A 14,662-nucleotide genomic window follows, 5' to 3' on the forward strand; every position below is an offset into this window, starting at 1 on the left:
GCTCGATTCTGTCGGTAAACACGCTGTGTTCTATGCACAGGCCCTGGGGGCCGTTCCGCGTGCGCTGACGCACTATCGCACCGAGACCATTCGGCTGATCGCCGAAATCAGCATGGGCAGCGGCGCTTTGGCGGTGATCGGCGGCACCGTGGTGATCGTCGGCTTCCTCACCTTGTTCGCGGGCGGCACCATCGCGGTGCAGGGTTACAGCTCGCTGGGCAATATCGGCGTCGAGGCGCTCACCGGATTCTTCGCGGCGTTCATCAATGTCCGCATCGCGGCGCCGGTGATCTCCGGCATCGGGCTGGCCGCCACCATCGGGGCCGGCTCGACCGCGCAGCTCGGCGCCATGCGGGTGGCCGAGGAGATCGACGCGCTGGAGTCGATGGCGATCCGGCCGGTGCCGTATCTGGTCGGCACCAGGGTGCTGGCCGGCATGATCGCGATCGTGCCGCTGTACGCCCTCGCGGTGATCGCGTCCTTCCTGGCCAGCCGGTTCGCCACGGTCGTCATCTACGGGCAGTCGGCGGGCGTGTACGACCACTACTTCTCCACCTTCCTGATCCCGAGCGACATCCTGTGGTCGTTCGCCCAGGCGATCTTCATGGCCCTGGCGGTCATGCTGATCCACACCTATTACGGCTTTCATGCCGCGGGCGGACCAGTCGGGGTCGGCGTCGCGGTCGGCAACGCGGTGCGGGCCTCGCTGGTCGCGGTGGTCACGGTGACCCTGCTGATCTCGCTGGCCATCTACGGCACCTCCGGCAATTTTCATCTTTCCGGGTAGAGCGAGATGGCGGATTCGAAGCAAGTGCGCGCTGCAGTGGGATACAAGCTGGCCGGTGCCGCGATGGTGCTCGCGCTGGTCGCGATCGTCGCCGTCGCGATGGTGATGTTCGTCGGCGGGTTCACCTCGACGGCCACCGTGACGGTCGACGCGCCGCGCAGCGGGCTCGTGCTCGATCCCGACGCCAAGGTGAAGGTGCGCGGGGTGGAGATCGGCCGGGTGGTCGCGATCGACCAGACCGCAGAGGGCGCGAGCCTGAAGCTGGCGCTGAATCCCGACCAGCTGAAGCTGGTCCCGGCCAACGCGGGCGTGGACATCCGCTCCACCACCGTGTTCGGCGCGAAGTACGTGAACTTCACCGTGCCGCAACAACCTTCGTCGGACTCGCTGCGGCCCGGCGCGCGGGTGACCGCCCAGCACGTGACCGTCGAGTTCAACACGCTGTTCCAGCACCTGTCCGACGTGCTGGCCAAGGTGGAGCCGGAGAAGCTGAACGCGACGCTGTCCGCGCTCGGCACGGCGCTGCAGGGCCGCGGCGAGAAGCTGGGCGACCTGCTCGCCCGCAGCGACGCCTACCTGCGCGACATCAACCCGTATCTGCCCACCCTGCAACAGGATCTGGCCCGCACCGGCGAGGTCACCGACCTGTACGCCGACACCGCTCCCGACCTGTTGCGCACCGTCGGCAACGCCACCGTCACCAGCCAGACGCTGTCCGAGGAGCGGCAGAGCCTCGACGACATGCTCGCCAACCTGACCGGCCTGGCCGACACCACGGGGTCGGTGCTGCGCGAGAACGAGGGCAACTTCAGCACCGCGCTGGATCTGCTGCGGCCGACCACGAGCCTGCTGTTCGAGTACGCCCCGGCGCTCAGCTGCATCATCAACGGCCTCGGCCCGATGCTCCCGCTGGCCGAGGACGTGTTCGGCGGCAAGCTGCCCGGCATCGGCATGAACACCAACTTCATGTTCGGCGCGCAGCCGTACAAGTACCCGGACGACCTGCCGAAGGTGAACGCGACCGGCGGGCCGCGCTGCGAGGGCGTGCTGGATCGGGTGCCCGGCAGCCACGCGAACTACGTCGTCACCGACACGAACGAGGGAGCTCCTTACGTGCCGAACACGGGTTTCACCAGGCCCAATGAGGCACCGAAGGTGTTCCAGCTGCTGTTCGCCGGGCTGCCGGGGGTGGGCGCGCTGTGAGGAACACCGCCACGACCGTCAAGCTGCTCGTCTTCACGCTGGTGATGTCGCTGGTGTTCGCCGGGCTGGTGATCGTGTTCAGCCAGATGCGCTTCGCCAGGGAGTACGGCTACCACGCCGTGTTCACCAGCTCGTCGGGCATGCTGCCCGGCTCCAAGGTGCGCATCGCCGGCGTGCCGGTCGGCTCGGTCACCTCGGTGAAGGTCGGCAAGGATCATCTCGCGCACGTCGAGTTCGACGTCGATCGCAAGTACCGGCTGCTCACCAGCACCCGCGCCACCATCCGCTACGAAAACCTGGTCGGTGACCGGTATTTGGAGCTGCTGGAGGGTCCGGGAACGAACGAGGTGCTGCGCGACGGCGGCACCATCGGCAAGGACAAGACGGCGCCCGCGCTCGACCTGGACATGCTGCTCGGCGGGTTCCGCCCGCTGCTGCGCGGCCTGGACCCGGCGCAGGTGAACGACCTGACCAACGCGCTGCTGCAGATCTTCCAGGGCCAGGGCGGCACCCTGGTCTCCCTGCTGAACAGCGGCGGCTCGTTCGCGAAGACGCTGGCCGACCGCGACGAGCTGATCGGCAGCGTGATCAACAACCTGAACACGGTGTTGCAGACCATCGATCAGCGCGGCGACCAGTTCGCCACCACGCTCGACGAATTGCAGCGGCTCATCAGCGGTTTGGCCGCCGACCGCGATCCGATCGGCGACGCGTTGCCGCGCATCGCGGGCGCCACCCGCGACCTCACCGGGCTGTTGCAGCAGGCTCGGCCGGACCTGCGCTCCACCATCGAGCAGACGGGCCGGCTCGCCACCAACCTCGACGACGGCTCGGACACCCTGCAGTGGGTGTTCGACAAGCTGCCCGAGACCTACAAGAAGCTGATCCGCATCGGCGCGTACGGCTCGTTCCTGCAGCTCTACATCTGCGGGACCAATCTGGTCGTCGACGGCCCGAACGGGCAACCGCTGCAAGTGAACCTGCCGGGTAAGCAGACGACCGGAAGGTGTACGCCCTGATGAACGAGCAGCGATCACGGGCCGTCACCATAGGCATCGTCGGCCTGGTTGTCGCGGTGTGTGTCGCCATGTCGGCCTTGCAGTTCGACCGGTTGCCCTTCATCCGGGGCGGCGCGAGCTACACCGCGTACTTCGCCGACGCGGGCGGGCTGGTGCCCGGCGATCCGGTCCAGGTGGCCGGCGTGCGGTCCGGGCGGGTGGACGACGTCCATCTGGACGGCGCCAGGGTGCTCGTCCGGTTCACCCTCGACGAGTCGATCGTGCTGGGCCAGAAGACCTCCGCGGCGATCAAGACCAATACCGTGCTGGGCCGCAAGTCGCTGGAGCTGACCCCGACCGGCCCCGGCGCGCTGCGGCGGACCGACACGATTCCGTTGGACCGCACCACCTCTCCGTACTCGCTCAACGACGCGCTCGGCGACCTCGGGCGCACGGTGCAGGGCCTCGACATGGAGCAGGTCGACAAGACCCTCGACACGCTCTCGGCCACCTTCGCCGACACCCCGGCTCCGCTGCGCGCGGCGCTGGACGGCGTGACGGCGTTGTCGCGCAGCATCAACGCGCGCGACCAGGCCCTGTCCGACCTGCTCGGCCGGGCGCAGAACGTCACCAAGATCCTGGCCGACCGCAGCAACCAGATCAACGCGCTGCTGCTGGACGGCAACGACCTGCTCGGCGAGCTGGACCGGCGCCGCGCCGCCATCGGGCAGCTGGTCGTGTACGTGAACGAGGTGGCCAAGCAGCTCTCCGGGCTGGTCGCCGACAACGAGCCGCTGCTGAAACCCGCGCTGGACAAGCTGAATTCGGTGCTCGGCCTGTTGCAGCGCAACAAGAAGAACCTCGACGACGCGCTCGACGGCCTCGGGCCCTACGCCGCAGCGCTCGGTGAGCAGGTCGGCAACGGGCCGTGGTTCAACGCCTATGTCGTCAACGCGACGAGCACCGAGCTCCAGCCGCTGGTCGACGCGCTGGTGTGGCCGGAGCACCTGCCCGAGGACCTGCGCAATATCTTCACCAACCCGGCACCGCCGTCGATCGGGCCCGCACTCCAGGAGCCACCGCGATGAACATGCTGGACAGAGCCCGCAAACTGCCGCGCTGGGCGCTGGCGGTAGCCGGAGTGCTGGTCGCCGCGTTCGTACTGGCCGGGGTGTACAGCGGCGTGACCAAGATCGGGAAGACCACGATCACGGCCTATTTCCCGTCGACCTCCGGTCTGTACCAGGGCGACGAGGTCCGGGTGCTCGGCGTGCACGTCGGGCGCATCGACTCGATCGAGCCGGGCAAGGAGCGGGTGAAGGTCGAGATGACCATCGACCGCGGCATCGACCTCCCGGCCGACGCGCGCGCGGTGATCATCTCGCCGTCGCTGGTCTCGGCGCGGTTCATCCAGCTCGCGCCCGCCTACGTCAGCGGCCCGAAAATGCGCGACGGGGCGGAGATTCCGCTGGAGCGCACGGCCGTGCCGGTGGAGTGGGACGACATCAAGGCCGAACTGTCCAAGCTGGCAACGACTTTGGGGCCGGTGGGGGACGACACCCAGGGCTCGTTCGGTCGTTTCGTGAACACCGCCGCCGACAATATGGACGGCAACGGGCAGAAGCTGCGCGACACGTTGCGCGAGCTGTCCGCCACGCTGAACACGCTGTCCGACGGCCGAACCGACCTCTTCGGCACGGTGCGCAATCTGCAGAAGTTCGTCAAGGTGCTCTCGGCGAGCAACGAGCAGATCGTGCAGTTCGGCGGCCGGCTCGCGTCGGTGTCCTCGGTGCTGGCCGGCACGTCTGCGGAACTCGGTGCGGGACTGGACAATCTGGATACCGCGCTCGGCGACGTGAAGCGCTTCCTCGACGGCAGCGGCGCCGAACTCACCGAGGGCGTGCAGCGGCTGGCCGCGGTCACCCAGCAGCTCGTGGACAAGCGCCCCGAACTGGAGCGCGTGTTGCACTCCGGCCCGACGGCGCTGGTGAACTTCTACCAGATCTACAAGCCCGCCCAGGGCACGCTCTCCGGCGCGGTCTCGCTCAACAACACCGCCGACCCGCTCAGCTTCCTGTGCGGCTCGGTGCGGGCGCTCGAGACCAACGACTCGGATCGCTCCGCCGACCTGTGCGCGCAGTACCTCGCGCCCGTGATCAGTTCGCTCGCCATGAATTACGCGCCGATCATGCTGAACCCCGCCACCGGCGTGCACGCGTTCCCGAACCAGATCGAGTACAGCCCGCCGAGCCTGGCCGACCGGGCGCCCGCGCCGGGCCCGCCGCCGATCACCGTGCCGAACGGCGTTGCCGGGCTGGCTATCCCAGGAGGAGGACGATGAAGCGCCCTCGCAGGATGGCCGTGCTGGTGCTGGGACTCGCGGTGGCACTAGGGATTTCGGGCTGTGAGTGGGACGGGCTGAACTCGCTGCCCATGCCGGGCACCGAGGGCACCATGGACGGTGCCTACCAGGTGCGCATCCAGATGCCGAATGTGACCACGCTGACCAGGAATTCGCCGGTCCGCGTCGACGACGTCACCGTCGGCTCGGTGTCGGACATCGAGGTGGAGGGCTGGCACGCGCTGGTCACCGTGACGCTCAATCCGAGTGTGCGGCTGCCCGCCAACGCCGTCGCCAAGATCGGGCAGACCAGTCTGCTCGGCAGCAATCACATCGAGCTGGCCGCGCCGAGCGACATCGCGCCGCAGGGGCAGTTGAAGGGCGGGGATCTGATCCCGCTCGAACGGGCCGGGGCCTATCCGACGACGGAGCAGGTGCTGTCCTCGCTGTCGGTGGTGCTCAACGGCGGCGGCATCTCCCAGCTGGAAACCATTACGCGGGAATTGAACTCGGCGCTCACCGGGCGGGAGAACGACATCCGCGACCTGCTGCCGCAGCTCAACGAGCTGACCACCAACCTGGACCGTCAGCGCGACGACATCATCGCGGCGATGAGCGGGCTCGACCGGCTCGGCGGCCAGTTCGCGAACCAGCGCGACGTGGTCGCGGCGGCCATCGAGCGGATCCACCCCGCGCTCACCGTGCTCGCCGACCGCACGAAGAACATCACCGCGACGATCAACGCGCTCGGTGACCTCAGCGACGTCACGGATCGGCTCATCGCCAGCAGCGGCGACAATTTGAAGGCGAACCTGCGCAGCCTCGCGCCGGTGCTGCAGACGCTGGCCGACACGGGGAGCAACCTCATCGAGGCGATGAAGATCGTGCCGACCTTCCCGTTCCCGATGAAGAACCTCGACAAAGCGATCATGGGCGACTACCTGAATCTCTTCATCACGGTCGACCTGACCGGGAAGCGCCTGGACAGCAACTGGCTCACCGGCACTCCGCTCGGCGGCCGGTTCGGCGGCGTCGAGGGCGTGGTCGGCAGTTTCGCGCCCGACACCGCGACCCAGAGCGGCAACCCGGCGACCGGACCGCTGCAACCGGGGCCTGCCGCAGGTACGCAGCCCGCGCCGGCCATCCCCGGCCTGCCGCCGATTCCCGGCCTGCCCGCCATTCCCGGGCTGACCGTGCCGTTGCCCGGAAACACTGCGCCACAAGGGGGTCCGGGCCGATGATGCTCACTCGATTCGTCCGCATCCAGCTGTCGATCTTCGCCGTGCTGACGGTGATCGGCCTGGTGGTGATGGGCGGGGTGTATGTGAAGGTGCCCGCGATGCTCGGCATCGGCCGCTACGACGTCACGGTGCAGCTCGAGGCGACCGGCGGGCTGTACCCGACCGCCAACGTCGCCTACCGGGGTACGAATATCGGTGTGGTGCGCGATGTTCGGCTCACCGCCAGTGGGGTCGAGGCCGAGCTGTCCATCGACAGCGACTACAAGGTGCCCTCGGATGTGCACGCGTGGGTGCGCAGCGTCTCGGCGGTGGGTGAGCAGTACGTCGATTTGATCCCCGCTGATCATCCGGCTGGCGGAAATCTGTCCGACGGCGCGGTGATTCCTGTGGGGCGCACCAAGCTTCCGCAGGATGTCGGCGCGCTGCTCGATCAATCCGATCGGCTGTTGTCCAGCGTCGCCGACACCCGGCTGCGGCAGGTGATCGACGAGGCGTTCCAGGCGTTCAACGGCGCAGGCCCGGATCTGCAGCGGTTCATCGACTCCGCGTCCCTGCTGGTGCAGGAGGCGCAGAACAGCGCGGAACCGACCAAGAAGCTGCTCGACCAGATCGGGCCGCTGCTGGACACCCAGACGCAGTCCGACGCGGCTATTCGTTCGTGGACCAAGGACCTGGCCACGGTGACCGATCAGCTGCGCGGGCACAATCCGTCGCTGCGTAACGTGCTGCGCGACGGGCCTTCCGCGATGCAGCGGGTCAGCGCGCAGTTCGAATCCCTGCGGCCGACGCTGCCGCTGCTGCTGGCGAATCTGGTCAGCGTCGGACAGGTCGGCGTTACGTACCACGCTGGGCTGGAACAACTTCTGGTGGTTTTCCCGCCGCTAATCGCGGCGCTGAAGACGATCATCCGCGGCCCCGCCGAGTACGGCGCCATGGTCGACTTCATGGTGGTGTTGAACGACCCGCCCGCCTGTACGACCGGGTTCCTGCCGCCCAACGAGCGGCGCTCGCCGAGCGAACTGGACTCGGTGACCTCGCCGCCCGGCCTGTACTGCAAGGTGCCGCAGGACTCGCCCGTCGAGGTGCGCGGCATCCGCAACACGCCGTGCGCCGAGTTCCCCGGCGTGCGTGCGCCGACCCCCGAGCTCTGCCGGACCGGGTACGTCCCGGAGGGCGACAACCCCGCGTTCGGCCCGCCGCGACCGGTGGCGCCCGCGTCCGCGCCCGCCGCGCCTGCGGCGACACAGGTGGCACCCGCCGCGTACGGCACCGGCACGCCCGCTGCCGCGAGATCCTATGATCCGTCCACCGGCCAGTACATCGGCCCGGACGGCCGCACCTACCGACAGGGCGATATCGGACCGGGCGGTTCGGGCACGGTACCGTCGAGCTGGCAGGCGATGCTCGAGGAGCAGCAACGATGAGTGATGACAACGCAGATCAGCGACGCACGCGGCGGCGTGCGGTGCGCTCGGTCGGTCCGCCGGTCGAGGAGACGGCGAGCTCGGCGGTGACTTCGGTTCCGGCCGCGGACGCGGGGAAGGCGCCCGCCGCCGAGCCAGGCAAGCCGGCGGCCGCATCGAGTGGAAGCGCAGGCCCCGCGGCCGATGTGCACAGCCATCCGGCCGCCGCGGACGCGCCGACGGACGCTGCTGTCATCGAGTCGGATACCGCTCAGGCCGAGCAGGATGCCCGTGACACCGCAGGTGTCGACGTAGTGGACACCGCCGGTGCCGAGGTAGCCGATCGCGTGGACGGCGAACCCGTCGAGCTCGGCAAGTCCTCCACCGACGTGTCGGGCGATGACAAGCCGAAGACGCGCAGCGGTTCCAGGCGCATGACCACCCTGGCCGCAGCCGCGGTCCTGGTGGTCGCCCTGCTGGTCGCCGGCGCGCTGGCCACCGTGGTGCAGGCCCACTCGATCGACACCCGCGACGCGCGCCGCGCCGAGTACGTGCAGACCGCCCGTCAGGCCATCCTGAACCTGACCACCATCCGCGCCGACTCCGCCAAGGAAGACATCGACCGGATCCTCGAGCTGGCCTCCGGCCAGTTCAAGAACGAGTTCGACGGCCGGGTCGACCCCTTCATGAACATCGTGCAGCAGGCCAAGGTCGTCTCCAACGGCGAGATCGTGGAGGCCGCGGTGGAGAGCGACGACGACAACTCCGCGAAGGTGCTGGTGGCGGCCAAGCAGACGCTGACCAACGCCGGGCAGGAGGGGCCGCAGACGCGGTTCTACCGCTTCCGGGTGACCGTGAGCGAGGGCGACTCCGGCCTGACCGTATCCAAAGTGGAGTTCGTGGCATGACGACGCGCGGCAAGATCTTCCTGGCGGCGCTGAGTGTCGTCGCCCTCGCGGCGCTGATCACGCTGGGCGTGAACGGCTTACGGATCTGGAATGACCAGCAGGCCGAGCAGGCGCGCAAAGACGCGCTGACCGCCGCCGACCGCACGGTTACGGCCATGTTCACCTACGACTATCAGACGGTCGACCGGGAACTGCCCAAGGCGGCCGACAATCTCTCGCCGAAGTTCCGCGACGACTACCTGAAGTTGATCACCCAGGCCATTGCCCCGGGCGCGAAGGACAAGCAGCTGTCGGTCAAGGCGACCACTCAGGCGGCCGGCGTGGTCTCCGCCGACAAGTCCCACGTCGAGGTGCTGCTGTTCCTGAATCAGGTGACCACCAGCAAGGATTCGCCGCAGGGCACGACCACCGGCAGCCGGGTTCGCGCCTCGGTGGAGAAGGACGGCGATCGCTGGCTGGTCGACCAGGTCACGCCGGTCTGACCGAAGTCGTTGTGCGGCAAAGGTTATCGGGGTAGCCGGACGGTGAAGGTGGTGCCGACGCCCTCGGTACTGCGCACGCTCACCGTGCCGCCGTGCGCGGTGACCAGCGCCTGCACGATGGACAGGCCGAGGCCGGTGCCGCCGCTGGTGCGGGCGCGGGAACTGTCGGTGCGGTAGAAGCGCTCGAAGACGCGCTCGGCCTCGTCGGCGGGTAGGCCGGGCCCGGTGTCGGCGACCTCCAGCAGGACCTCGTCCTCGGTCGGGGTGAGGCGCACCGCCACCGCGGCGTCCGGCGGGGTGTGCGTGAGCGCGTTGTTGAGCAGGTTGGCCAGCACCTGACGGAGCCGGGTTTCGTCGCCGAGAATCTCCAAAGTGCCCTCGCCGGGCTCGATCTCGAGCTCGATGCGGCGCCGCGCCCCGTCCGGATCCGCGGCGGCGGCCATCGCCCGCGCGTTGTGCACGGCGTCGCTGGCCACGGCGAGCAGGTCGACCTGGCGCCGCTCCAGCGGGCGCTGCGCGTCCAGCCGCGCCAGCATGAGCAGGTCCTCGACCAGAATGCCCATGCGCTGCGACTCGCGTTCGATGCGGTCCATGAACAGGTCGGGATCGGCGGTCGCGCCCTGACGATAGAGTTCGGCGAAGCCGCGGATGGTGGTGAGCGGGGTGCGCAGCTCGTGGCTGGCGTCGGCGACGAACTGGCGCATCTTCGCCTCCGAGCGCTTGGCGGCGGCCTCGGACGCCTCGGTCTTGGCGAACGCCTGCTGGATCTGGGCGAGCATGCCGTTGAGCGAGCGGGACAGCCGGTCGACCTCGGTGTTGTTGCCGCGCACGGGAACTCGCCGATACAGGTCCCCGCGCGCGATGGCGGCGGCGATGTTCTCCACCCGCCGCAGCGGGCGCAGGCTGCGCCGGATCACGAAGTACGCGGCGATCGCCAGCGCGGTCAGCACGATCAGTCCGACGACCAGTTCCAGCATGACGAGGCGCTGCACGATGTCGTGGTTCTGGTTCAGCGGCAGCGCCACCGTGGTGGTGCCGTCCGGAAGTCGGACGGTCAGCGTCCGCCACTCGGTCGGCCCGCCGCCGAGGGAGCCCACGGTCATCGGCCCCACCTGAGGAGAGTCCGGCAGGGCCGGTTCCGCGTCGAGGCCGAAGGCCTTGATGAAGTAGACCCGACCGTCGTCCTCCACCGACCGGACGTAGAACTGGCTGGTGTGGCGGGGATCGCCGGGCAGGCTCGGCGGCGGAGGCACCCGGCGGCGCGACCACTCGATCGCGCCGTTGCGCAGCTGCTGATCGGTGCGGTCGAGCAGTGAGCGTTCCAGGGCCGAGGTGACCACCATGCCGGAGATCAGCAGGCCGAGGCCGGCGGTGGCGACCAGGATCAGCATGAGCGTCACCCGGAGGGGGATCGCGGAGAGCAGGGCGGAAGTTTTGGAGCGCAGCGCCGCGAGCCGACTCTGCGATCTCGTGCCTTCGCGAGTTGCCTTGTGGGGCCGCGTGTTTTCGCGACGGCTCGCTTCGTGCGGCTTCGGGTCTTCTCGACGCTCCGGCACCCCTTGCGTCATTTCCCGCCCGAGCGGCTGCGACTCGGCGCGCGCATCACGTATCCCACCCCGCGCAGGGTGTGGATGAGCCGCTCGTCACCGGTGTCGACCTTCTTGCGCAGATACGACACGTAGGTCTCCACCACGCCGACCTCGCCGCCGAAGTCGTAGCGCCACACGTGATCCAGGATGCGCGGCTTGCTCAGCACCGTGCCCGCGTTGACCATGAAGTAGCGCAGCAGGGTGAACTCGGTGGGGGAGAGCGCGACCGGCTCGCCCGCCTTCCACACCTCGTGGGTGTCGTCGTCGAGTTCGATGTCCTCGAAGCGCAGGCGCGAACTCTCCCGCTGCGGCGCGGCGTGTCCGGCGCGGCGCAGGATCACTCGCAGGCGGGCCACCACCTCCTCCAGGCTGAACGGCTTGGTGACGTAGTCGTCGGCGCCGAGGGTGAGTCCGGTGATCTTGTCCTGGACTTCGTCACGCGCGGTCAGGAACAGGACCGGGGCGTCGATGCCGTCGGCGCGTAACCGCCGCAGCAGACCGAAGCCGTCCATGCCCGGCATCATCACATCGACGATCAGCGCCTGCGGCCGGAAGGTGCGCGCCTTGTCCAGCGCCTGCGCCCCGTCGGCGGCCGTATCGACCGCGAAGCCCTGATAGCGCAGGCTCACCGCGAGCAACTCGACGATCATCGGCTCGTCGTCGACCACCAGCACCCGCGCCTCGGGTGCCTGCTCCGCAGGCGCACCACTCATGGGTTCATGGTCCGTTATCCAGCTGCGAACTTCCTGGACCAACCCTGGGTGATTCCTGTGAGGGCTTACCTGGACGGGTCGCTCTCCTCCGGGTACGTGTCGTCATCGGTCAGCAGCGCGCTGCCCGCGACCTGTCCCTGCGCCAGCGCCTCGAGGAACGCGCGGGCCCACCGGTCCACGTCGTGCGCGAGGACCTGGCGGCGCAGCGAACGCATGCGGCGGCGCTTGGTGTCGCGGTCGTCCTCGACGGCCGAGACGATGGCGTCCTTGACGCTGTCCAGGTCGTGCGGGTTGCACAGGTAGGACTGGCGCAATTCGGCTGCGGCGCCGGTGAATTCGCTGAGCACCAGGGCGCCGTTGAGGCCGCTGTGGCAGGCGACGTACTCCTTGGCTACCAGGTTCATGCCGTCACGCAGCGGAGTCACCAGCATCACGTCGGCGGCGACGAAGAACGCGACCAGTTCGTCGCGCGGGATGGGCCGGTGCAGATAGTGCACTACCGGGTAGCCGACCCTGGCGAACTCGCCGTTGATCCGGCCGACCTGGCGCTCGATGTCGCCGCGCATCTGGATGTAGCTCTCCACCCGCTCGCGGCTCGGCGTGGCCAGCTGGACCATCACGGTCTCGGCCGGGTCGATCCGCTTCTCCAGCAGCAGCTCTTCGAGCGCGTTGAGCCGGATGTCGATGCCCTTGGTGTAGTCGAGGCGGTCGACGCCGAGCAGGATGTTCTTCGGATTGCCCAGTTCCGCACGGATTTTCGCGGCCCGCTCGCGGATCGAGCGACGCCGCGAGTGCTCGTCGAGCTCGGCCGAGGAGATCGAGATCGGGAACGCGCCGACCCGGACCGTGCGGAAACCGACCTGCACGACGCCCAGCTTGGACCGGACGCCGACGGTGCCGCGCGAGGTCGGCTGCCCGGCCAGCCTGCGGGCCAGGTACAGGAAGTTCTGCGCGCCGCCGGGCAGGTGGAAACCGATCAGGTCCGCGCCAAGCAGACCCTCCACGATCTCCGTGCGCCACGGCATCTGCATGAACAGCTCGACCGGCGGGAACGGGATGTGCAGGAAGAAGCCGATGGTCAGATCGGGTCGCAGCATCCGCAGCATCTTCGGCACCAGTTGCAGCTGGTAGTCCTGCACCCACACGGTGGCGCCCTCGGCGGCCACCTTCGCGGTCGCCTCGGCGAAGCGCCGGTTCACCGTGACGTAGGCGGCCCACCACTTGCGGTCGTAGACCGGGCGCACGATCACGTCGTGATACAGCGGCCACAGCGTGCCGTTGGAGAAGCCCTCGTAGTAGTCGGCCACCTCCTGCGCCGACAGCGGCACCGGATGCAGTTCGAGGCCGTCCTCGATGATCGGATCGACGTCCGCGTCGGGCACCCCCGCCCAGCCGACCCACGCACCCTTGTTGTTGCGCAGCACCGGCTCCAGCGCGGTGACCAGGCCGCCTGGACTGCGTTTCCACCGGGTGGTGCCGTCGGGCAACCGTTCCAGGTCGACCGGGAGACGGTTGGCCACGACGACGAAACCCGACCCGGATTCGGACGGGCCGGTGCTCGCCGTGGTCGTCTCGTCGGGTGCGGTGTCGTCGTGTGCGGTGTCTAGGGCGGGGTCGGAGTCGTCGGACGAAGTCATCTGGTCCACTCACGCATCCTTTTGCACGTCGCTGGGTCCCCCGGGCAAATCCGGTAAGTCGACGTCGCCGTTGGCGTCGAAAGGGTGGCTCTTATTCGCCTCGGGCACCGGGTCCGATGCCGAGCATCGACAACAGCATCCGGCACTCGTCGGCATCCTCGGCGTAGGCCGCGACGACACGCTGCGCCTGACGTGCGGTCTCGTCGGCGAGTGGTTCCAGATCGTCGTCCGCGATGTCGTTCGCGCTGCCCTTCGCGGCCATCTTCAAGTCCTCCCGGTTAAATACGCTCGTACGTGCGAATAGTCAATGGTATCTGGCGTCGCCAGGCGCGGGTGGCACCCGCGTCAGACCAGCCCCCGGCCGGTGCGCCGACTTCATACCGCTCTATACCCTGGGGCGGAGCATCAAACCACGAAAGGGTCGATATGCCGCTGGCCACGGTGAACGGAATTTCCCTCAACTACCAGGTCAAAGGTGACCGTGCGCGGGGTACCGATGTCAAGGGGTCGGGGCCGCTTGTGGTCATGATCATGGGCACCGGCAGTCCCGGCCGCGTCTGGGAGCTGCATCAGGTGCCCGCGCTGGTCGCGGCCGGGTACCGGGTGTGCACCTTCGACAATCGCGGCATCGCACCCTCTTTCGAGGCCGCCGACGGCATGACCATCGACCAGCTGGTCGCCGATACCGCCGCGCTGATCGAGTTCCTAGATGAGGGGCCCGCGCTCGTGGTCGGCACCTCGATGGGCGCCCGGGTCGCGCAGGAACTCGCGCTCGCCCGGCCCGAACTGGTGCGCAAGGCCGTATTCATGGCCGGCCACGGACGCCTCGACCAGTTCCAGAAGACGCTCTCGCTCGGCGAGCACGACCTCGACGCCAGCGGGGTGAGACTGCCGGAGAAGTACGAGGCGGCGGTGACCGCGGTGATGAACTTGTCGCCCGCCACGCTGGCCGACCCGAACGCCGCCCGCGACTGGCTCGACCTGTTCGAGTTCACCGGCGGCCCGGTGTCGCCCGGTATTCGCGCGCAACGCCGGATGGACCACGACTTCGACCGGGTGCAGGCCTACCGCGCGATCACGGTGCCGTGCCTGTCGGTCGGTTTCGCCGACGACCGGATGATCCCGCCCTACCTGTCCAGGGAGATTGCCGAGGTCATCCCCGGTGCGCGCTACCAAGAGGTGCCGGACGCGGGCCACTTCGGCTACCTCGAGCGGCCCGAGGCGGTGAACAAGATTCTGCTCGACTTCTTCGATAGCTGAGATTCCCCGGCCAGAGGTAACCGCCCAGGCGTAACGTCTCCCTTGCTAGGGTCGAAACAACGCTCGGTACCGCAACGGCGCGCAAGTCCGTGGAACCCTA

14 protein-coding genes are annotated in these 14,662 nt (G+C 68.5%); 10 read left to right on the forward strand and 4 right to left on the reverse strand.

Annotation, left to right across the window (positions count from 1 at the left end):
* From ON39_RS03020 to ON39_RS03060, 9 genes are all read left to right on the forward strand, one after another.
* Window positions 1-787: MlaE family ABC transporter permease (locus tag ON39_RS03020; RefSeq protein WP_040730786.1), on the forward strand; the 787-nt coding region annotated here is incomplete at its 5' end.
* A 6-nt stretch (window positions 788-793) separates the two neighbouring features.
* Complete coding sequence (locus tag ON39_RS03025; protein WP_040730582.1) at window positions 794-1,990, forward strand: MCE family protein; 1,197 nt, start codon at window positions 794-796, stop codon at window positions 1,988-1,990.
* Window positions 1,987-3,009, forward strand: a complete 1,023-nt coding sequence (locus tag ON39_RS03030; RefSeq protein ID WP_040730585.1) for an MCE family protein — start codon at window positions 1,987-1,989, stop codon at window positions 3,007-3,009. The genes ON39_RS03025 and ON39_RS03030 overlap by 4 nt, the downstream gene beginning before the upstream one ends.
* A complete protein-coding gene (locus ON39_RS03035; protein ID WP_040730787.1) occupies window positions 3,009-4,076 on the forward strand; it encodes an MCE family protein in 1,068 nt (355 codons plus the stop codon). Before ON39_RS03030 ends, ON39_RS03035 begins: the two co-directional genes overlap by 1 nt.
* Window positions 4,073-5,329, forward strand: a complete 1,257-nt coding sequence (locus ON39_RS03040; protein WP_040730588.1) for an MCE family protein — start codon at window positions 4,073-4,075, stop codon at window positions 5,327-5,329. Before ON39_RS03035 ends, ON39_RS03040 begins: the two co-directional genes overlap by 4 nt.
* The gene (locus tag ON39_RS03045) at window positions 5,326-6,570 is read left to right on the forward strand and encodes an MCE family protein (protein ID WP_040730591.1); all 1,245 of its coding nucleotides are present in this window, start codon (window positions 5,326-5,328) and stop codon (window positions 6,568-6,570) included. Before ON39_RS03040 ends, ON39_RS03045 begins: the two co-directional genes overlap by 4 nt.
* Window positions 6,567-7,994, forward strand: coding sequence for an MCE family protein (locus ON39_RS03050; protein WP_040730594.1), 1,428 nt, complete (start codon window positions 6,567-6,569; stop codon window positions 7,992-7,994). The genes ON39_RS03045 and ON39_RS03050 overlap by 4 nt, the downstream gene beginning before the upstream one ends.
* Window positions 7,991-8,881 carry an Rv1363c family protein gene (locus ON39_RS46890; RefSeq protein ID WP_051186241.1) on the forward strand — a complete coding sequence of 297 codons (891 nt, stop codon included), beginning with the start codon at window positions 7,991-7,993 and terminating at the stop codon, window positions 8,879-8,881. The genes ON39_RS03050 and ON39_RS46890 overlap by 4 nt, the downstream gene beginning before the upstream one ends.
* Window positions 8,878-9,363 (forward strand): h domain protein, encoded by a 486-nt coding sequence (locus ON39_RS03060; RefSeq protein ID WP_040730596.1) that lies wholly within the window; start codon window positions 8,878-8,880, stop codon window positions 9,361-9,363. The genes ON39_RS46890 and ON39_RS03060 overlap by 4 nt, the downstream gene beginning before the upstream one ends.
* 23 nt (window positions 9,364-9,386) lie before the next feature.
* Here the strand turns inward: ON39_RS03060 and ON39_RS03065 are convergent, their stop codons facing one another.
* The 4 genes from ON39_RS03065 to ON39_RS49590 form a co-directional block, all read right to left on the reverse strand.
* Window positions 9,387-10,754: a sensor histidine kinase gene (locus tag ON39_RS03065; RefSeq protein ID WP_051186261.1), complete on the reverse strand. Its 1,368-nt coding sequence runs from the start codon at window positions 10,752-10,754 to the stop codon at window positions 9,387-9,389.
* A gap of 173 nt (window positions 10,755-10,927) precedes the next feature.
* The gene (locus tag ON39_RS03070; RefSeq protein ID WP_040730598.1) at window positions 10,928-11,665 is read right to left on the reverse strand and encodes a response regulator transcription factor; all 738 of its coding nucleotides are present in this window, start codon (window positions 11,663-11,665) and stop codon (window positions 10,928-10,930) included.
* A 65-nt stretch (window positions 11,666-11,730) separates the two neighbouring features.
* Window positions 11,731-13,302: an alpha,alpha-trehalose-phosphate synthase (UDP-forming) gene (locus ON39_RS03075; protein ID WP_246002870.1), complete on the reverse strand. Its 1,572-nt coding sequence runs from the start codon at window positions 13,300-13,302 to the stop codon at window positions 11,731-11,733.
* A 91-nt stretch (window positions 13,303-13,393) separates the two neighbouring features.
* Window positions 13,394-13,564, reverse strand: a complete 171-nt coding sequence (locus ON39_RS49590) for a hypothetical protein (RefSeq protein WP_169335855.1) — start codon at window positions 13,562-13,564, stop codon at window positions 13,394-13,396.
* Window positions 13,565-13,728: 164 nt separating this feature from the next.
* Between ON39_RS49590 and ON39_RS03080 the strand changes: the two genes are divergently transcribed.
* A complete protein-coding gene (locus ON39_RS03080; RefSeq protein ID WP_040730602.1) occupies window positions 13,729-14,562 on the forward strand; it encodes an alpha/beta fold hydrolase in 834 nt (277 codons plus the stop codon).
* The last annotated feature ends 100 nt before the right edge of the window (window positions 14,563-14,662 follow it).

Origin of the sequence: Nocardia tenerifensis NBRC 101015, assembly GCF_000308715.1 — a bacterium.
GTDB lineage: Bacteria > Actinomycetota > Actinomycetes > Mycobacteriales > Mycobacteriaceae > Nocardia > Nocardia tenerifensis.